Source organism: Enterobacter sp. MGH120 (assembly GCF_001037725.1).
Lineage (GTDB): Bacteria > Pseudomonadota > Gammaproteobacteria > Enterobacterales > Enterobacteriaceae > Enterobacter > Enterobacter hormaechei_C.
This window is the reverse complement of the sequence record NZ_KQ089940.1, coordinates 1,648,693-1,667,306: the sequence shown is the minus strand read 5'-3', so window position 1 is coordinate 1,667,306 and position 18,614 is coordinate 1,648,693. Positions and strand designations below refer to the sequence as shown.

Genomic DNA, 18,614 nt, shown 5'->3' with positions numbered 1-18,614 from the left:
AAAGCCCCACATATATGGGGCTTTGACACTTAATTTGAAATTAGCCTTGCAGCAGAGACAGAACCTGCTGAGGAACCTGGTTAGCTTTGGACAGCACGGAGTTACCAGCCTGCTGGATGATCTGCGCTTTGGACATGTTGGACACTTCGGTCGCATAGTCCGCATCCTGAATACGGGACTGCGCTTCAGACAGGTTGGTAGTGGTGTTGTTCAGGTTGGTTACTGCAGAAACCAGACGGTTTTGTACAGCACCCAGGGAAGAACGGAATTTGTCGATCTGGCTGATTGCATCGTCCAGCGCTTTCAGTGGATCGGCAGTAGAGGTGGAAGCGGTGGTAGCTTCGGTGGTCAACTTACCATCAGCAGTTTCATAAATGGTACCGCCAGTGCTGTTGGTGATAGCACCGTTCTTCTGTTCAAAGTAGGTCACATCTTTTGTCGGCTCGCTGGAAAGCGCACCGTCGTCAACATAAACATCGTCATTGGCAGCATCTTTAACAACACCTGCGGTAACGGTGTGAGTGGCTGTACCTGTACCACCCAGATCAAGGGTGAAGTTTGCACCTTTAGTCAGGTTGGCCATGCCTTCAGCACTTACATGTGCATTGGTGATATTAACAGTGTCAACTTTAGCCAGGCTGGTGAAGTCAGCGCTGCCAGTAGTGCTATAAACAGTGTTCTGACTGGTACCTGATGCGACGGTCATAGTCGCTGTTTTACCATTAGCAATTAATGCGTCTAATGTTGCAGCTGTATTCCCCGCTGCAGTAGCAGTGAAGCCACCAGTTGTTGCATCAAGATAAAGCGCACTACCGTCAGCCGCAGTGATATTACCATTATTAGCAACCATAATATCGGTTGCCGCGCCACCGTCGATGCTCACTTTGGCAGCAAATGCGCCATCCGCCAGAATCTGGGCATTTGTTGAAGTCTGACTGCCGGCACCTTCTGAACTCACAGACATCCCGGAAGCAGCACCGGACGTAAGAGTGATTTTAGTCTTAACACCAACAGGAACTGCGCCAGTCGAGTCGCTGTTTGAAATTAATCCGTCCCAAGTTGCAGCAGCATCGCCACCCGCATTGGTTTTCGTCAGGTTACCTTGCTTATCTAAATACAGCGTCGCGTTATCATCTGCCGCAGTGATTTTACCATCCTGGGAGATGTTAACTTTCTGATCTTTACCACCGATCGTAACCGTTGCCTGAGAAGAATCCCCTGTATTTGGGTTAATAATGCTTAGTGTCTTTGCTGAATCTGCGCCTGTCGCATCGAAGCTGTATGATTTGCTTGCCGCGTCATATTTGTAACCTGCGGTTGCAGCCACACCGAACGCATTTGCGCCGCCGCCAGTGATAACGGATTTATCTGAGATATTTGCTAATAAATCAGAAGCTGATGCCTTACTGTTAGCAATGGTGTTCTTATAATCAGTCACACCATTCGCATCTGTAGTGCCTTTAGTAAAACCAGCTAATTTCAGATCGTCAGCTGTTGCTTTGGTATTCGCTACTTCACCTTTACCGTTAACGTTAAATCCAGTCAGGTTTAAAGTAGAGGAATCAATTTTTTTCAGGTCAATTGTGATGGTTTCACCATCGTTCGCACCAACCTGAATTTTCATGGAACCGTCTTTTGCCAGCACGTTCACGCCGTTGAACTGGGTCTGGCCGGATACGCGGTCAATTTCGTCCAGACGGGATTTGATTTCGTCCTGGATTGAGTTCAGATCGGATTCAGAGTTAGTACCAGTAGAAGACTGAACAGTCAGCTCACGGATACGCTGTAAGTTGTTGTTGATTTCAGACAATGCGCCTTCAGTGGTCTGTGCAACGGAGATACCGTCGTTGGCGTTACGCGCAGCCTGAGTCAGACCTTTGATGTTAGAGGTGAAGCGGTTGGCAATCGCCTGGCCAGCAGCATCATCTTTTGCGCTGTTGATACGCAGACCGGAAGACAGACGCTCAATGGCAGTAGACATTGAAGACTGGTTTTTGTTGATGTTGTTCTGAGTGAGCAACGAGAGGCTGTTGGTATTGATGACTTGTGCCATGATAGTAATTCCTATTTGACTGAACTTAAATTAAGTTTACGGCTTCCACCATTTGGCTCCTGCGCCGCTATGTTCACTATCGGCAACGTACTCTGGACCTTTAGAAGAAAAAGTGAAAAACCATCCCCATCTGCTTTCAGGCATCAAACGAAAGATAGTTGTTTACTTTTAATACAATGTGATAAGTTCGTTTTAACGCCCCCTAAACCACCATGATAAAGCTAAACAATTCAATATGTTGAGCATCATAAATAAACTATCTCGTTTGACAAACTGGCTACCTCTTATAAACCTCTAATCTCTTCATTTCTCAGCACTCAACAAGCGAGCATAACCCGATGTTCCGATGGTAAGACCTATCCAAGGCGCAAATGCTTAGCTATCTCATCGGATGGCACCTTGTTTTATCTGTCTTTTTTAGTAGGTGTATGTAAGATGGTTTTACATTACAGTCATTCTCTGTCTAATACATGATCAGGAGATTTGTTCAGTGAATGTTTCTGCCCGTTTTGTTATACTATTAAATCTTGCATGCGCTGCTTTATTATTTACTCTACTCAATGCCAGGTTTGATTTATTCTGATCAGGATCTCATTTTACTTACTCGAAATCCCTCCTAAGATTCATGCATGTACATATCTTACATCCAATCGAGTAGTAAATCGAAAATCATCAGGGAGAATAATGACTTGATAAAGGACGTGATCATTGACCATCGTCCTAACTTTCCATAAACAGGTGGGTATTTAGTGTATGAACCCTCGTCCAACTAGTTCCTTCCGATTACCCTTAAAGCACTTTTCATGGTGATGTTTTTCCTTGTTACATATTTGGATGCTTGTTTTAAGGCATTATTCATTGCTATTACAGTCACAGGCCTAGCTAACCCTTTAACTCGATTTGATCTACTCTGGAAAACATAAATATCAGAAGGATTGCAATCCTTTCTGTACGCAATTAACTTAGAAAGCAATAAATTTAATCTAATTGTTCGTGGCTCAAACTTTGGAGTTCCAGCCAAGTGCAGCATGTCATCTTCGATATCGGAATATCTAATAGTAATCACCCTGCTGCCTTCAGCACGGAGAGAAAACAATGTTAGCCATAAGTCTGCCCAAGTTGATGAGATTTTAGACAATTCAAAGTGAATAGCCCTAAACTCTTCAGGTGTAATAGAATCTGTTTTTGCCATGAATACCCCCAATGCTCAACCCAACCGCTTACCAAAATTTCAACAACTTTATTACATCATTTCAATACTTTATTACGAAAATTGGATTAAATGTTCAATATTTTTTTCCTCTACCCCTACCGCGCCGGAAATTTTTTATACAAGGTGCACACCGCAACGTCGTAAATAATCGCCACCTGCTTTCTGTCCATTCCGTTTGCGATCAGCCTGCCAGCCTGCGCCCATTGCTCAGGGGTTAACTTCGGCCTTCTGCCGCCTATGCGCCCTTTCTCCCGGGCTGCCGCCAGTCCTGCCCGGGTGCGTTCCACGATTAACTCCCTCTCCATCTCGGCCAGGGCTGACATGATGTGGAATATGAAACGCCCCATTGGGCTGGAAGTGTCGATGCTGTCCGTAAGGCTTTTGAAGTGGATGCCGCGCTGCCGGAGTTCGTCGACCAGCAGTACCAGATTTCGCATGCTTCGCCCGAGGCGATCCAGCTTCCACACTACCAGCGTATCGCCCTCACTCAGCGTTCGAAGAAGCTTTTTAAGCGCTGGCCGGTTCGCTACCGTCCCGCTCATTTTTTCCTCAAAAACCTGTTCACATCCTGCGCGTTCGAGAGCTTGTCGCTGAAGATCTGTGTTTTGGTCATTTGTTGACACCCTTACGTAGCCAATTAGCATGTTTTTCACCCAATATTTTCTGCAAAAAATCAGGTGAAGTTATCGGCATGGATGCCGCAGGGCAATCTATAAAACGTCGGTTTGGTAGACAGCAATGGTTACGTGCCTGTGTCACTGGGAGGTACGGGTAGCAACAGGGGGGCCGCAATTGGTGTCAACATCGATGGAACCTTATCTTCTACTGGCTGGTTTAATGATATTTCAACCAACCCTTCCACAATAGGTTCTGCCCGAATAACTGATGATAATGTATGGCGGAGCTATATTTCTGTTCGCCATCGGAACGGTTCTAATGCGGCCTCAGGAGGAGATAGTGCGAATTACGGATTTATGCTGGTCGATGAAGCAATGTCAGCTCAGTCAGCCGCAAATATCACAATTCGTAAACAGGCAGGCGGTACGTGGCTTTCACCTGTCAAATTATATTCAACGGGTAATACGACTAAAGCAAGTGATGGCACCCTAAAGGCGGCCTCACCTGTTGCTCGCATTGTTAATTCTCAGGAACAGAACCAGCGCACGGATATATCCGAGGATGGTTTTGCATGGTGCGGCTGCGGTACTGCGAACACCGAAGCTGAAGGAATCAAAATTTCCCGGGTCGATGTTGGTGTTTATGTGCTGAGAGGTTCGGCAGGCCTGGCGTCAGAGGGATGGCAGTTACTGCCGCCAATGGACCCAGGCGGCATGGGAGAGCTTGGGATTGTTGAAGCAGAGCAGGCAGAAAGCGGTGGGCTGACTATCCGCCTGTTTAAGCGAAAATACATGCTGAGCGATGAAGGGGAGATCGTCAAAACAAAAGGGGAACCGATGGACGTGCCGGTGAACAGCTGGATCGATGTTCGCTTGGATATGCCTGATGATTCTGCCTTTAATCAGATGATCAATCAGAAACTTCAGCCATAGCTGCACGCTGATTCCAGATACTGTTTTGCGGCATCTCTACACGGACACTGACAAACTGATCGGCCGGAATATCGGCCGGTTCGCCATCCACGAAACCTTCCCGTGAGTTCCTCGCAAATATCGGTGCTGACGGGTATTCCCGGTGGAATGTTTTCACGAGCACTGATCCGTCGGCATTAACCTCATAGTCAAGCCAGATTAGGGCCTGCCCATTACGATCTTTAGGGATATCGAAGCCACCATCAATCCCACCCCACGCCGCATCTGAATTCATACCCATGCAGCCCTCGATCAGATACTCTCCGGCTTTCATGCGAGTTACGGTACAGCCCTCTGATTCGTTATTAGTTTCAAACGAACCGTCTGCATACAGTTTAACTACTGGGGAAGCTGCTTTTAACGTGCCGTCACTAGCTCTGGTAGTGTTACCAGTGTCATAAACTCGTAACCATGGAAGGAATGAGGCGCTTTCTCTTGCCCTCCACCACATACCCTGGTTTCCTCGTCCCCCAAGCTGAAAGCAGTAGGATGAATCGGAACTATGAGCACAGTTTATCCCCATAAACACAGCAGTAGCTGGCTGGTTTGCATCGAAGGTGGCAAGCTGCCACATCTGCGCGAGGACTTCATCGGCACCGCCAAGCGTGCGCGCAATGGAGGCTTTCTGCTGTTGTGCAATAGCCTGGGCAACTGAAGTTTTCTGAAGGAGTTGATAACCAATTTGTTCAGCGGATTTTTTGCTGTAACCCGCCCTGATAGCTGCTTGTGTGGCGTTACCATCCTTTAGGTATTCCGCAACAAATAAGCGTTGCTGAGCAGTAAGTCCATCATCATCCATCAGCTCATTTGCGCTTTGTTCTTTCTGCGCAATGCGCACTTTTTTCTGCGCAGATTTTTGCGCAGTTTGCGCAGAAGTTTTTTTGATATATCGACGGGCGGTAGCGTAGTTCAGTCCCTGCGCTTCACACCATTCCTTTGGTGATACGCCGGTTGCGGCATGTTCGGACAGGAACCGTTGCTGAAGCTCTCCCCAGTCCGGTTTTGCCATTATTCACTCCAATAAAAAAAGCCACCAGCGAGTGCCAGTGGCTTGAATGTGGTAATCAGAAATGGGTTCGAACCGTTGGGACAAACAATATTAAGCGCTCACCCGCTGGATTAAAGTAGCATCACGCTTCGTCTGGCCGATATGAACTCCTGTATCACTCTACTGACGTATAGAACCAAGCATGCCCCATCCTACTGCTACGCGCCAGTCTCGCTGCTTTCAACCAATCAGAGCATCATAAGCCTCGATAATTTCTTTCCTGCTCACGTATCTGTCGGCTGCCACCAATATGGCTCCACTTTCGCCTTTCAGAAAAGTTGAAAAAAAAATCACCACATCCAAACACCTCACCTCATCATTAGCATACAGATAAAGAATCTTGCTCCGATAACTTCGAATTTTCAGCAACTTAGCAGGCTCATCATCAGCAAAAATCAATAGCTGTGCCATAAAATCTCCTTCTACACATAATTCCTTACAAGAGAAGATTGTTAGTCCCATGAACACTCAATCACATTGACGAATCTTTTGCCTGTGATTTACGTTACCTTTAATATCCCAAAAGTCTTTTTTAACTCATACACCTGAATTCAATTCTGAAAGAAGTGAAAATGGCAGCAAACAAATCACCAGGAGTTTAAGTTTATTTAATTAGTTATAGTGCAGAATGCTTAACCCTGTATATAGAGTTCGCTTCTTCGCACTTTTCTTTCAAGTATATGAACCGGGTGGATACTTCACTGTTTGAGCAGTTCGTCACAATGCAGTAACCCTCTACCCACGCCTTTTCATCCTTTTCGGCAAACAAACTTTCGAAAATGGCAACCCAAGTGCTGTTAGGCATGCGTTCCAGTTCAAAATACTTCATTGTCCCTCCCTCACGAAGGGTTCTGTACTCATCCAATCCTAAGATTTTCATACTGCATCTCACGGTCTTTTTAATGTTATGATTTCTAGCATCATATCCAGGCTTTTCCTACCCCAAAATCCATGGGACTCTGCATTTTATCATCATTAGCAACCAGCAGATGAGCTTTGTAATAGATGAAGAATGCGCATAAGAAAGCCATAGCTATTCATGTGACATGCCTGTCCTCAGTATTGGATTTAGGTTACCTTCTGGATAAAAACTTACCCATCAACATTAAAAATACAACGATTCCAACAGGCACTCCAACAATAGGTGTAGCGAACGCGCTTACTCCCACGGCGGCAACCATACCTCCCAAAGTACTAAACATGATGGGTATGATTAACATAATGATAGCCTGGGGTATTCCTGCCTTCCAGAGGAGTAACACCATAATGACAACAAAGAACACCATGAGAAAAGGCATTGTTTGCCCCCTTAATTAAACACACTCTCTATATAACGACCATTTGGAAAATTTATTTAGTTATCTTTCAATTAAGGCCTACTTGCAGTTCGCCTGCCACGCTTTGTTATGCGCCAGGATGTCGCGCTTCGTCTGCCTGTCCAGTACATCCCAGTCGTGCGCTGTGCAGTAGATGGGTTTAACCCAGTCGCAAGACGTATCGGCTACCTCAACCCTTACGGGTCCAGTTGTCCCGCAGCTCGCGATCAACATCGTCGTCAGACATATGGTTAACAGTCTGCTGTACATTGCTGGCCTCTTTCGTTGCTTCTACCCGGCGTTCGGCTGCTGCGACCGTTGCCGCTGCGTTATCTTTGGTGCGCTGCTGGTCGGCTTTCGCTTCAGCTTTGCTGGTGCCGCGAATATGGCCCAGGCCAAAAGCGCCTGCAATGGCGGAAATCACCAGTGCGGCCAGCCCGATTATCGTTTCGATACCCACTCTCACCTCACACCAAAACTGATTTCGCCAGATTAAACAGCGCACGGCGTTTATCCAGCCCGTTGCGGCCGCCATTGATTAACAGTGTCACGCGCTCAATGTCGCCGGAATGAAGAAGGCAACCGCGGGAGGCATAGAACCATGCGGCAGAGCGCGCGGCGTATTCATCCTTTTCAAGCAGCTCCGGATGAGTAACAAGGTCCAGTTTCAACGCCTGGCCACAACTGCGATAGTTGCTCAGGCCGGTAATCTGTTTCAGCCCACGACCGCGATATTTCCAGCCATCACCAGCGACCTGATTGCCAAGGTGTTCTTTTCCCCACTCACCGCCGTAAACCAGATTAGCGATCGCTTTCTGATTAGCCGAGTGCTCTGCCGTTCTGCCTAGTGCGGCGGCCTGCTGTGGAGTGATGCGGCGGCTGCCGAACGTCGGCACTAAGTTTTCTGCCGGATAATTAAGATTTTCCACCACACGGGTAAATCTGGAGCTTTCATGCCCCATCTGGGCAATAAACATGGCCTGGTCAAGCGGTGCGGTGATGCCGTATTCCTTCATGGCGGCGTCGATATGCGGAAACCAGCGCGCAGCTAATCCGGCGCTGATACCAGCCGCCTTCTGAAATTGTGATTGGTTCATTAGTACCTCAGATGATCAACCAGACGTGCAACGTTGCCTTTGACGGCCACCAGCACGGAAAGGAATATGATATTGGCCGCAATGGTGGCCCATGATGAATGCGGGTAGATCCCACACAGGTACGCCAGCGGTACAGCGCTGTAAGTGACGGTAATCAGCCAGGCTAAACGCGAAATCCATGGCCGATGCCGCGAATCACCACGGCGATAAAACATCAGAGTAATCACAACTCCGGCGCAGAGCAGCGCGTTGATAGTTGCTGTTGGGTCATTTAGTGCCACCTGAACCTCCCCGGCGCGTTATCAGCGCCACCAGCGAGCCGATGTCCTGCTTGTTCAGGAACGTAAGGATTTGAACGGCTAACGCAGAAGCTATTACGGCACCGATAGCATCCAGAGGCTTCTCGGTGTACCCCGTCCAGGATGTGAGTTTTGAACCCAACAGCCCCGAACAAAGAATGCCGACGATATACGACACGAAGAAGTATGCCAGGCGACGTAACACACTCAGGTCAGCCGCTGTCGCTATGTAGAATACTGCGCCTGCAAATGCTCCAAAAACAACACCGTAATCAGTTCCGGTCAATAGACCGTAAACACTGGCTCCAGTCAAAGCTAAACCGGCCAGCCCTGTGCCGGAAAATGGATCGGACATAGGTCTCCCCTCATATAGCTGTGTATCCTCTCAGTAATGAGGGGAATAAAAAAAGCCCGCACGGGAGCGGGCAACGAATGCAGATATTTATTTTTTTCAATTTCAGAACGAAGATTATCGGCAGTATTGGGAAAGACTTTAGACAATAAAAACCCGGCGCGGTGGCCGGGCAGAAAGTTTATAATTCTGGCTTCATACGGCCAAAAACTTTTTCAATGCCGGCCTCATACTCCTCTTTGTTGTCGCTCATTGCTGCAACGCCAAGAAGTTTGCCGATGTGTTGTCGTAAGGCCTTGACGCCAATTTCAGAAAGGAAGAGGTGTAACTTATCTGATTGCTTTCCATTCTCATCCCTACTGGCGCGAATTTGCTCTAATATCTTCCCCTTACTCTTAGCCAGTGGGACGTAAATTTGCATATTAGTCAACTGTCCAAAGCGGATCGGCCTGCCTTTTTCCGGACGATTAAGTCCATATAACCGATACCATTCCTCATACAACTCGTCGGGAAACTCTTTCTCATATTGGCGGGCTTCCTCTCGTACAAATGCCTTAAAAGCATCGATTACCTCTTGAACTTCAGGTCGATAACCGGCCAATGCATAGGCTACGCCTTTTATACCTGATTTAGCGGAAGCATTTATTAGTTTTTGAGCTGTATCGGCAGCAGGGATTCTAGACGGTGGCAGAGCATCGGCACTTTTTGCATCTATCAGCGCCTTTCCGATATCAACGATCACATCAATATCAAACCCATGAGCGTTATTGATGTTTTTGGACTGCCCACTATATTGAAAATTAATAGGATTTTCAATTTTCGCTATTAAACTTGGACCACCAAACTCCTTCATGTAACCAGCGCTTAGTAGTTTATCGACATCCCTTGCGAAGTTGCCGATACCTAAAAGTCGAGCAAGTCCAGCCTTAGTAACTACTGCGGTTTTCGATTCATCACTTAAGACATAACACTCAGCATCTATTCCAAATTCATCTTTGAAATTACCCATATGGGTGGCTTTGTGAATTTTATCCCTCCACCTTGCAGCAGCAGCCTTTTTGGCAATGTCAGAACGCTGCTCTTTAGTAAGAGACTTCGCCCTGGCAACCCCGCCCTTAGCTTTACCCTTTGGATCTTTCTTATCGCCTGACATATGCAAGCACCTTTCTGTAAAACATGCTTGCATAATAAACAGCAACCAAAACACATAGCAAGCATTTTTCACTATTTTATGCTTGCATAGTCAAGAGCATATAAAAGGCCGACGGATGGTAGCCTTCAGTAAACGAATGTTGTAGTGCTTAATGGTCCACCATCGAGGATTCGAACCTTGAACCACAGAGGTAGAAGCTCCGTGCACTGTCCAGTGGAAAAAAAAGACCAGCATTGGGTTGCTGGTCATGGGTCATGCAGTTGTCTCTGCGAAGCGGGTGTCTCCCCACCCAGTATTTTCAGTATCGAGAGCATTATCGAATGCCACTTTAACTATAGCATCGCGGTAAAAAATCGCTTTGCCATATTCCTATGGCTCACACTCGGAAGGTTCTGTGACCCATCGTGTAACTCATGACGCGGATATGGCAAAGGCACGCCGGATCACGACCAGAAATTTTAATTAAATAGCTTGCGAATGGTGCCGATAACCTGATCACCAAATGATGATGTGTCATCTTTAAGCGTACCAGTCATAAATGGATAACGAGGAAAACCATTAATGCATAAAAAATTGAAGTTAGCAGGAGCATTTTTATTAGCTATTTCTTCTCTTCCTGCATACACAGCTGACAAAATTGACGGTTGGATCTTTCTGACAAATACAAACAATTTCAACTTCTATGGTAAGGAACGTTCATTGACTGAAAACAAAGGTATTCGGTCAATAATCATACAAGAAGTTCCAATTTCCAAGAACTCCAGTGCGAAAATTCTCTACTCTCATTTCACCATTCCTTCTAAAGCATGCAAAAATGAGTTTGGTGAAATAACAATGTATGAAATGAGCGGAAAAGTTGCTGGAAAATATGATTATGTTAAAGGTGGCTCAAGTGCAGCCGCTTACATAGCTGATCTTGTCTGTGGAAATTAATGAATTAGCTACAAAAACCCGCACTAAAGCGGGTTTAATTTCATTTGGTCGCAATAATCAACTGTGGAAATCATACAGGACATTTTTATGCAAAGTCAACCCTAACATGCAAAAATGCGTCGTCATTTGCTTCGATCATATTATTAAGTTGTTGCCTTCTCGAATTCGACAGCCGCTTGACATTCCCACTTGCGCAGCGTGTCCACAAGCATTTCAAAGAGTGGTTTCCAGTTACGCGACCATGATGACTGATGAAGGTCAGGGAGTCGCTTCAGAATGACGCGATATACCGTCGCCGAGGAGATAGCAGAGAAGCCAATACCAGAGCAACGTTCACACGTTTTGAAAACTGGTACGCCACGTTCCTTCGTTGCTTTACGGTCCACCACTTCACCTATGCCGCCGCAACGACAACGGGCGCTTATCGTTCCCTTGCCTTCGCAAACATCACAGACCGCCGGTACAACCTCTGTTACCTCTGTCCACAGCTCCCAGTCAGACGGACGAACGGCACGGGAGCGGCTGGCCCAGTATGGCGCTTTACCCCAAGGGTACGAAACCTTGCGGGTGACCTGCTCTTTAGTGGTCCGGCCGGTACCACAACAGCTGTGACACATCACGCTGGTAGCCGCCGAACAGGAATACTCCACGAAAGCAAACTGCGCCAGCGTCAACATGCAGGCTCCGAGCTTATCGCCAGCGGCTTTGCGGACATTTTTAGGGGCGTTTTTAATGGCAAACTGCGCCAGCGCCTGAACTGCGAGTTGTTCATCTGTTTTGCTAATGCCGGCTTTGCCGAAGAAAGCAGCCAGGCCGAAGCGCGCACGGCTGCTGGTGGTGCCAATGGCCGCCATAACATCAGTGCCGGTGAGACGATCCGGAGAGGTTCCCTTTACATCTTCGCTGATATGCATTCCCTGAGGACTAAAATGTTTAAGTGCTGCTTCCAGTTTCATGTGCCCCTCTGCTTTGATTCAATTCTGATGTAATTACGGAAGATGCGGTAATCCACCAGCACCGATCCCCGGTAGCGGTAAATCCGAAGGCGCTGCCAGCGCGCGCGGAGTATTTCAAGCGTTTCTGGCTTCATCTGGCCTCCTCGATGATGATTTGCCCGGTTTCTCCCCAGATTTTGGTAACCCGTCCGTCCCAGACATGGCTATCTTCGTCAAACACTGCATCCAGCAGAGCTTTTTCCAGATTGTCTTTGTCAGGCTTTTGTTGATGAGGACGGCCGACATATTGCGCCCGCTTTGTCCTACTCCAGCTCTTTGGCATGGGGATAACGAACGTGACGTGATATCCGGACTCTGGCAGGTGGATGCCCAGCAACCGGACCTGTTCTTTGTACGCCCAGTACACTGCTGTTGCTGGCCGTTTATGCCATCGGTCGCGCTGAGTCATTCGGGGTTTGCCAATCGGCGTAATTTCGTAAATTTTCATGCGGGCACCACCAGCCCGCGGCGGGCAACTTCAATCACTGTCAGAACAATCGCGCGGTCCATAAGTTGCCGACGCTCGTCCCGGTTCAGCTTATTCCCGTTATCAATGCTGTCATGACAGCAAACGCAGAGCGCAGCTGTCGCACAGTCATCGGTTTTTAATCCCATGCCTTTCCCTTCGTTTCGGTGTGCCACCTGCGTCCCCCATGCTCCACAAAGAACACAACGCTCGATCTGCCCGACGGCGGCGAGCCATTTTTTGCTGCGATAAATAGCCATGCTCACCCCCATATCCGGTTTTGCCACCGGCGATTTATACGCGGTGGTTTACTGCCTTCAGGCAGCCGGGCGCTGACGGTCCAGGTGAGATAATCTGAGTTCAGGTTGCGCTCTACCTTCACGCCGCGGCGTTGGTATTCCGCCATGAGTTCTTCGGCCTGCTGGGTTGTGCAATCGGTATGATGGAACCAGGTCTTCTTCATACCCGTCACCCCGCGAAGCTCATGAGTTGCGCAGCGGCATTCTCCGCCTCGCGCTGGTCCCTGAATGCTTTGGATAATATCCAGCGCCAGAGGACATCAAGCGCGGCCTTGTACAGCTGCTGGAACTCAATTTCGTCCATGTTGGCGAATGAAATACTGCGTGGGTGCTTCTGAAGTGTGCCATCCGGAAGTTTGATAGCGTCGTAATGCCCGGCCTGAATAGTCACCCAGGCGCGGTATGCATCGAAGGATTTACAGAGGCTGATCCCGTTTGTTACGCGGCGGCTCGCAACCTGCTCAAGATAGTGCTCAGCGGCATCGAGCAGTGCGCCTTCGTTTCCGCCATAGGTAGCCAGGAATTTAGCGTAGCCGGTAACCAGCTTGCGCTCGTTGGAGGAGATTGCGCCGCCGGTAGGCTCCCAGTATTCGAAGCCCAGATTCAGCAGAGCGAAGAAGCGGCGATGAAAGGCAGGATTGCGTACCTGTTTGAAGTCGGCCACCAGCACGGCGCCGAGCTTGATTTTTGATTGCAGCAAATCGCTGGTCTCCGGCGTAGCCGGGATCAGGATCCCTGAGGACTGCTTAATGAGTTGTAACTGCGCCATGGTGTTCACTCCGTGGCGCATCGCGGTCAGGTTGCTGGTTGTTCAGGCCAGCTCAAGAATTATGATTGCGTACGTAGTGACAAGTCAATTTTTAGAAGCCATTTCCCTTACAACTTCCATAATGGTTTCTTTGGACCAGTAACGATCATCCCTACTTAGTTTTCTGTGAGTTATGCAGCTATCTTTGGTGGAAATTATATAGCGCTCTTCCGCCACCAACTTGAAGGACAGCAACTCCCTTCCTTTCCCATCGGTTATCCCAGAAGGCGCATTCACCACCACGGCGACACTGCGCACCTTTATCGATGAGTACAACAACGGCCTGCCTGTACTGCTGAGCGCAGACGATATCAAAAGATTTCTTGAAGAGCATAACGCCACGCTGCCCGCTCAGGTGCCGCTGGGCGCTAGCCTGGAAGAAACAGCGCAGAACTATATGACGCTGCCAGCTAACTTCCAGCGTATCGATGCAGACCAGAAGCAGACGGCAACGGCAATGAAAGCCTGCATCAAAGAGTACAACGCCACCCTGCCGACGCCGGTTAAAACTAGCGGCAGCCGTGACGCGCTGCTCGAGCAGTTAGCGATCATCAACCCTGACATGGTGGCGCAGGAAGCGCAGAAGCCACAGCCGCTGAAAGTATCTGGCACTAAGGCCGATCTGATTCAGGCCGTGAAGACAGTCAAACCAGATGCCGTGTTTGCCGACGAGCTGCTGGATGCCTGGCGCGATAACCCGGAGGGGAAAGTGCTGGTTACCCGCCAGCAGCTGGGCACCGCACTGAATATTCAAAAAGCGCTTCTGGCTCACCCGACCGCCAGCATGCTGCTGACCCACCCGAGCCGTGCCGTCGAGGTGAGTTACTTCGGCTTTGACGAGGAGACGGGCCTGGAAGTTCGTGTGCGCCCGGACCTCGAGATCGACCTGGACGGTGTGCGTATCGGCGCAGACCTGAAAACTATCAGCATGTGGAACGTAAAGCAGGAAAGCCTGCGCGCCAGACTGCACCGGGAAATCATTGACCGCGACTATCACCTGAGCGCAGCCATGTACTGCGAAACCGCGGCGCTGGACCAGTTCTTCTGGATTTTCGTCAACAAAGACGAGAACTACCACTGGATCGCCATCATCGAGGCATCCGCTGAACTGCTGGAGCTGGGCATGCTCGAGTACCGCAAAGCGATGCGCGCTATCGCAACCGGATTCGACACAGGTGAATGGCCAGCACCAATCACTGCCGACTACACCGACGAACTGAACGACTTCGACCTGCGCCGCCTCGAAGCGCTGCGTACTCAGGCATAAGGGGGATATATGCAAAATACCAACGTTACCGTTGCTGATCAGAACACCGTTATTAATTCCAACGTGGCACTGTTCGATTCCCAATACCTTAACGCCATCAGCACTTTTGCGCAGATTATGGCTCAGGGCACCGCGACAGTTCCTAAGCATCTTCAGGGCAATCAGGCCGATTGCATGGCCGTAGCGATGCAGGCAGCACAATGGCAGATGAATCCCTTTGCTGTAGCACAGAAGACGCACCTGATTAATGGTGTGCTCGGGTACGAAGCGCAGTTGGTCAATGCCGTCATTTCGCGTAGCGGCGTGCTTGCCAGCCGCTTTGAATATGAGTGGTACGGGCCATGGGAAAAAGTTGTTGGAAAATTCCATATTCGTAAAGGCGAAAAAGGCGAGTACCGGGTCCCTGGCTGGACCCTGGCTGACGAAGCCGGGATCGGCATTATTATCCGCGCAACCCTGAAGGGTGAAGATCAGCCGAGAGAACTCGATTTACTGCTGGCTCAGGCTCGCACCCGTAACTCAACGCTCTGGGCTGACGACCCGCGCCAGCAGCTTGCATATCTCGCAGTGAAGCGCTGGGCCCGCCTGTTCTGCCCGGATGTGATTCTGGGCGTTTATACCCCGGACGAGCTGGATGATCGGCGTGAAGAACGGGAGGTAAACCCTGCCCCTGTGCAGCACATAAGTTTGACTGAAATTACTGATGACAACTTATCTACCACACAGAACGCGCAGCAGTCCTCAGTAAATATCGACACTTTGGCTGATGAATACCGTAAACGGATTGATTCTGCTGAAACTCTGGACGATGCCACTACCGTCGGAAACGACATCAATGCTTCTAAATCCGTACTGGGTGCAGCATTGCACACCGAACTGAAAAACAAAGCTACGCGCCGGTACCACTTTGTGAATGCGAAAAACAAAGTTGATACAGCTATCAAAGCACTTCCAAAACCGGGAGTGGAAGGTGCGGGAGAACGCTTCGAGGAAGTTGAAAAGATGCTCTTGGCGGCTAAACGGCACTTGGGTGATGAATTGCACGATAAGTACCGCATCACCCTCGATGATATGAAACCGGAATATGTGGCCTAAGGGAGGCGGGAGGGTTCGCCCTCCCGGTAACGATATGACGAAAATTATCGAACGCGGAATGATTTTTAACGGTGAGATGGTGCGGGCGATCCTCGATGGACGGAAGACGCAGACGCGGCGGATCATCAAGCCGCAGCCAGAGGGAACATTAAGCGGAAGTTTATCCGGTATGTGGTTAAGCAGGCCTCTTAACGGACTGTTGTTGCCGAAAATTGAAGATATCGCAATCCATTGCCCGTTCGGTGTCGTCGGTGATCGCATCTGGGTGCGGGAGACGTGGGCAGAGGCTGGAGCAAGCGCGCCGGATCTGAAACTTTATCGCGCGAATTACCCTGCGCATGTTCCAACTCATTACGAGAACGTGCCGCCGGCAGAGGATGTCCGCTGGACACCCAGCATCCACATGCCGCGCTGGGCCAGCCGTATTCTGCTGGAGATCACCGATGTACGGGTCGAGCAGCTGAACGATATCAGTGAGGAAGACGCACGTTCGGAGGGAATTTCTGGCTCCTCGGCACGTGACGTTAAAGAGGCTTACGCAGCGTTATGGCGGTCTATCTACGGTTCTGACAGCTGGCGCGCTAACCCATGGGTCTATGTGATCAAGTTTAAGCGTATCGAAGGAGATGGCCATGCGACTGATTAACCGAGGTAACCAGCAATCCCCGTTAGCGCGTCAGGCATGCGACATCGCGCTGGCAGCCCACCAGCAAAGATACGGCGACTATGGGCGCAGCAAGATGAAAGAGACGTATACGGTGAAGGTTGAAGGCGTGAAGGTCTGGGTGGAGGTGGTGAACCGCAAGGCGAGCTATGTGGCCACGGCAATGACAGGCATGCGCCGCTTGCGTGCCCTTCCCGGCCAGGCGTCCTGATAAAGAATTATCAAACGGCCCCGGTTGGGGCCCTTGGAGAACGAAGATGAGCAAAGCAACGAATAAATTTGAGCTGATGAGCACTAAAGACATCTGCGGGCAGCTGTGTATTTCCTCACGTACGCTCGAACGCTACAGGAAAAGAGCCCCAAACGAGAACCCTTTCCCTGAGCCAGATTGCGCTTACATGGGTGGACCCAATAAATGGCTCAGAACCAAAGTCACCGCCTGGCAGATTAAAGAGATGTCACGATCAACCCGTAAGCCGATGTCTCACCTGAACCTAACCCGTGATGATAAAGGCCGTCTCACCCGACCTGACGCGGCGTGAACTCCAGAATGTCGGGCTCGACGATGCTCATAAGTCGGGCCCACCACTTACCATATGCCACTCTCATTTCCTCAACATAGGTGTGCTTGTCGTACACTGACCACACACCAGGCAGTTTGTGGCCAAGCATTATTTCGGCGATATGCGGCTCGGTTAGCTCTGAGAAATTCGTTCGCGCAGTCCTGCGCAGATCATGAATAGTAAAGTGTGGGACCTGCTCGTTATAGGCCTTGAGCATGAACTTAACCAGGTTACTGCTGATGCTCATATGGAAGCCTTCACTCATCGGCTTGTCTTCATATTTTGAAAAAACAAAGCGTCCTGGCGCCAGCTCAATGGCCCGTTTTATCAGCGGGAGCATTTCCGGGATGATAGGTCGAATTATCGGTTTCTTTGTCTTCCGCCCTGTCTTGTGGTTTTCCCATGGAACAGTCCAGATCCCTTCTTCAAAATCAAAGTGTGCGACTTCAGCCTGCCGGAGTTCGCCAACCCTGCACGCCCATATCAGAGACAATTTATAGAGGATCTTGTTTCGCTCAATGAGGCGGGAATCCTCAATGGCTCGCCAGACAATCGCCAGTTCTTTACGGTCCAGGGTTCGCTCACCCATTTGTTTCTGGATGCCGAAATCACGCCCAGACATTTCTGACAGCGGGTTAACTTCCAGCAGTTGCCGTTTCACTGCCCAGGAATAACACTGTCGGCCGTTGCTGATCACGCGCCGGGTGATCTCGCTGTAACCCTGGGCCAATCTGTCCAGGACAGTGAGCCAGTTGTGTAGCGTGAGCTGATGCGCAGGGTATTTCCCGAGCTTGGGGAAAACGTGCAGTTCAAACGAGCGGAGGACCTGCCCGGCTGATTCTTTCTGAATGCAGACCATTGAGTGCCATTCACGGAACAGCTCTTCGAAGGTGTACTGGCTGTTAATCTTGGCTTTATCGAGGCTTTGCCTGATCCGAGGGTTTTCGCCACGGGCAAGAATAGCTGCCCACTTTGCGACTTCATCGCGCGCGGCTTTTAATCCGAACTCCGGATAGCTGCCGATCGTCATCTTGTCCTGTTTGCCCAGGAAGCGGAATCGGTAGAAAAAAGTAACGGCCCCCTTTTTGGAGATGCGTACCCACAGACCATCACGGTCTGCCTTTTCTTCAACTTTGTCTCGTTCGCGCCCAAGGCACGACTTTAGATAACTATCTGAAATAGCCATGATTTGTCCCTGCGTGTGTCCATCAGAACGGGAGGTTATGTGTCCATCATAGAATATGGACGCACTGGTGGACACAAAAACCATGACTTATGATGTCGTAGGTTGACTGTACATGCAAACAGTATAATTTTTGGAAAGGCTGATTTGATGGGGATCTTGAGGCGTTTTTGTCGGAGGTTTGCGGAGGCTGGCGGGGTATCAATTATCGATGTGAGCAA

23 protein-coding genes and 1 pseudogene are annotated in these 18,614 nt (G+C 49.4%); 7 read left to right on the top strand and 17 right to left on the bottom strand.

The annotated features are described in order from the left end of the window. Positions 1-40 precede the first annotated feature (40 nt). The 3 genes from SK54_RS07980 to SK54_RS07975 form a co-directional block, all read right to left on the bottom strand. Positions 41-2,053, bottom strand: a complete 2,013-nt coding sequence (locus tag SK54_RS07980; RefSeq protein ID WP_032659794.1) for a flagellin N-terminal helical domain-containing protein — start codon at positions 2,051-2,053, stop codon at positions 41-43. Between the two features lie 769 nt (positions 2,054-2,822). Continuing rightward, positions 2,823-3,245, bottom strand: coding sequence for a hypothetical protein (locus tag SK54_RS22485; RefSeq protein ID WP_006811569.1), 423 nt, complete (start codon positions 3,243-3,245; stop codon positions 2,823-2,825). A gap of 116 nt (positions 3,246-3,361) precedes the next feature. Beyond that, the gene (locus tag SK54_RS07975; RefSeq protein WP_006811570.1) at positions 3,362-3,910 is read right to left on the bottom strand and encodes a recombinase family protein; all 549 of its coding nucleotides are present in this window, start codon (positions 3,908-3,910) and stop codon (positions 3,362-3,364) included. A gap of 102 nt (positions 3,911-4,012) precedes the next feature. Between SK54_RS07975 and SK54_RS07970 the strand changes: the two genes are divergently transcribed. Further along, a complete protein-coding gene (locus SK54_RS07970) occupies positions 4,013-4,816 on the top strand; it encodes a phage tail fiber protein (RefSeq protein ID WP_223832639.1) in 804 nt (267 codons plus the stop codon). On the opposite strand, the gene SK54_RS22735 is transcribed toward SK54_RS07970, so the two are convergent. The 7 genes from SK54_RS22735 to SK54_RS07920 form a co-directional block, all read right to left on the bottom strand. After that, positions 4,794-5,864, bottom strand: coding sequence for a terminase small subunit (locus tag SK54_RS22735; RefSeq protein ID WP_255354931.1), 1,071 nt, complete (start codon positions 5,862-5,864; stop codon positions 4,794-4,796). The two genes, SK54_RS07970 and SK54_RS22735, sit on opposite strands and share 23 nt — an antisense overlap. Positions 5,865-6,083: 219 nt before the next feature. Then, on the bottom strand, positions 6,084-6,314 hold the full coding sequence (locus tag SK54_RS07955) for a hypothetical protein (protein ID WP_003859853.1): 231 nt from the start codon (positions 6,312-6,314) through the stop codon (positions 6,084-6,086). A 1,095-nt stretch (positions 6,315-7,409) separates the two neighbouring features. Continuing rightward, positions 7,410-7,679, bottom strand: coding sequence for a hypothetical protein (locus tag SK54_RS07940; protein ID WP_023314673.1), 270 nt, complete (start codon positions 7,677-7,679; stop codon positions 7,410-7,412). Positions 7,680-7,686: 7 nt separating this feature from the next. Next, positions 7,687-8,316, bottom strand: a complete 630-nt coding sequence (locus SK54_RS07935) for a glycoside hydrolase family 19 protein (protein ID WP_045911873.1) — start codon at positions 8,314-8,316, stop codon at positions 7,687-7,689. Next, positions 8,316-8,597, bottom strand: a complete 282-nt coding sequence (locus SK54_RS07930; RefSeq protein ID WP_072052510.1) for a phage holin family protein — start codon at positions 8,595-8,597, stop codon at positions 8,316-8,318. Before SK54_RS07930 ends, SK54_RS07935 begins: the two co-directional genes overlap by 1 nt. Further along, positions 8,584-8,970, bottom strand: coding sequence for a phage holin family protein (locus SK54_RS07925; RefSeq protein ID WP_015570936.1), 387 nt, complete (start codon positions 8,968-8,970; stop codon positions 8,584-8,586). The genes SK54_RS07930 and SK54_RS07925 overlap by 14 nt, the downstream gene beginning before the upstream one ends. A gap of 178 nt (positions 8,971-9,148) precedes the next feature. Continuing rightward, entirely contained in the window at positions 9,149-10,120 is a 972-nt protein-coding gene (locus SK54_RS07920) for a P63C domain-containing protein (protein ID WP_047736739.1), read from the bottom strand. Positions 10,121-10,681: 561 nt separating this feature from the next. On the opposite strand from SK54_RS07920, the gene SK54_RS07915 reads away from it, so the two are divergent. Then, on the top strand, positions 10,682-11,053 hold the full coding sequence (locus SK54_RS07915; protein WP_006811580.1) for a hypothetical protein: 372 nt from the start codon (positions 10,682-10,684) through the stop codon (positions 11,051-11,053). A gap of 143 nt (positions 11,054-11,196) precedes the next feature. Here the strand turns inward: SK54_RS07915 and SK54_RS07910 are convergent, their stop codons facing one another. Genes SK54_RS07910 through SK54_RS07885 form a run of 6 tightly spaced genes read right to left on the bottom strand, consistent with a single transcriptional unit; the run spans position 11,197 to position 13,582 of the window. Beyond that, positions 11,197-12,009, bottom strand: coding sequence for an antitermination protein (locus tag SK54_RS07910; protein ID WP_048247006.1), 813 nt, complete (start codon positions 12,007-12,009; stop codon positions 11,197-11,199). Further along, positions 12,006-12,143: a YlcG family protein gene (locus SK54_RS22480; RefSeq protein WP_017692888.1), complete on the bottom strand. Its 138-nt coding sequence runs from the start codon at positions 12,141-12,143 to the stop codon at positions 12,006-12,008. The genes SK54_RS07910 and SK54_RS22480 overlap by 4 nt, the downstream gene beginning before the upstream one ends. Next, positions 12,140-12,496 (bottom strand): RusA family crossover junction endodeoxyribonuclease, encoded by a 357-nt coding sequence (locus SK54_RS07900; protein ID WP_045343112.1) that lies wholly within the window; start codon positions 12,494-12,496, stop codon positions 12,140-12,142. Before SK54_RS07900 ends, SK54_RS22480 begins: the two co-directional genes overlap by 4 nt. Then, the gene (locus SK54_RS07895; protein ID WP_017692886.1) at positions 12,493-12,774 is read right to left on the bottom strand and encodes a hypothetical protein; all 282 of its coding nucleotides are present in this window, start codon (positions 12,772-12,774) and stop codon (positions 12,493-12,495) included. Before SK54_RS07895 ends, SK54_RS07900 begins: the two co-directional genes overlap by 4 nt. A 2-nt stretch (positions 12,775-12,776) precedes the next feature. Beyond that, on the bottom strand, positions 12,777-12,977 hold the full coding sequence (locus tag SK54_RS07890) for a hypothetical protein (RefSeq protein ID WP_045911882.1): 201 nt from the start codon (positions 12,975-12,977) through the stop codon (positions 12,777-12,779). 5 nt (positions 12,978-12,982) lie between these two features. Beyond that, positions 12,983-13,582 (bottom strand): DUF1367 family protein, encoded by a 600-nt coding sequence (locus SK54_RS07885; RefSeq protein WP_045911876.1) that lies wholly within the window; start codon positions 13,580-13,582, stop codon positions 12,983-12,985. Between the two features lie 253 nt (positions 13,583-13,835). Here SK54_RS07885 and SK54_RS07880 point away from each other — a divergent pair. The 5 genes and pseudogenes from SK54_RS07880 to xis all read left to right on the top strand — a co-directional run. After that, a pseudogene (locus tag SK54_RS07880) lies at positions 13,836-14,888 on the top strand (PD-(D/E)XK nuclease-like domain-containing protein); the annotation flags it as partial. Positions 14,889-14,897: 9 nt separating this feature from the next. After that, complete coding sequence (locus SK54_RS07875) at positions 14,898-15,983, top strand: RecT family recombinase (RefSeq protein WP_022651666.1); 1,086 nt, start codon at positions 14,898-14,900, stop codon at positions 15,981-15,983. Between the two features lie 34 nt (positions 15,984-16,017). After that, on the top strand, positions 16,018-16,629 hold the full coding sequence (locus SK54_RS07870) for an ASCH domain-containing protein (protein ID WP_032635810.1): 612 nt from the start codon (positions 16,018-16,020) through the stop codon (positions 16,627-16,629). Then, positions 16,616-16,858, top strand: a complete 243-nt coding sequence (locus SK54_RS07865; RefSeq protein ID WP_017692869.1) for a DUF4060 family protein — start codon at positions 16,616-16,618, stop codon at positions 16,856-16,858. Before SK54_RS07870 ends, SK54_RS07865 begins: the two co-directional genes overlap by 14 nt. Positions 16,859-16,904: 46 nt before the next feature. Then, the gene (gene xis / locus SK54_RS21845) at positions 16,905-17,189 is read left to right on the top strand and encodes an excisionase Xis (RefSeq protein WP_022651668.1); all 285 of its coding nucleotides are present in this window, start codon (positions 16,905-16,907) and stop codon (positions 17,187-17,189) included. Here xis and SK54_RS07860 read toward each other — a convergent pair. Continuing rightward, positions 17,167-18,396 carry a tyrosine-type recombinase/integrase gene (locus SK54_RS07860; RefSeq protein WP_006811608.1) on the bottom strand — a complete coding sequence of 410 codons (1,230 nt, stop codon included), beginning with the start codon at positions 18,394-18,396 and terminating at the stop codon, positions 17,167-17,169. The genes xis and SK54_RS07860 overlap by 23 nt on opposite strands. Between the last annotated feature and the right edge of the window lie 218 nt (positions 18,397-18,614).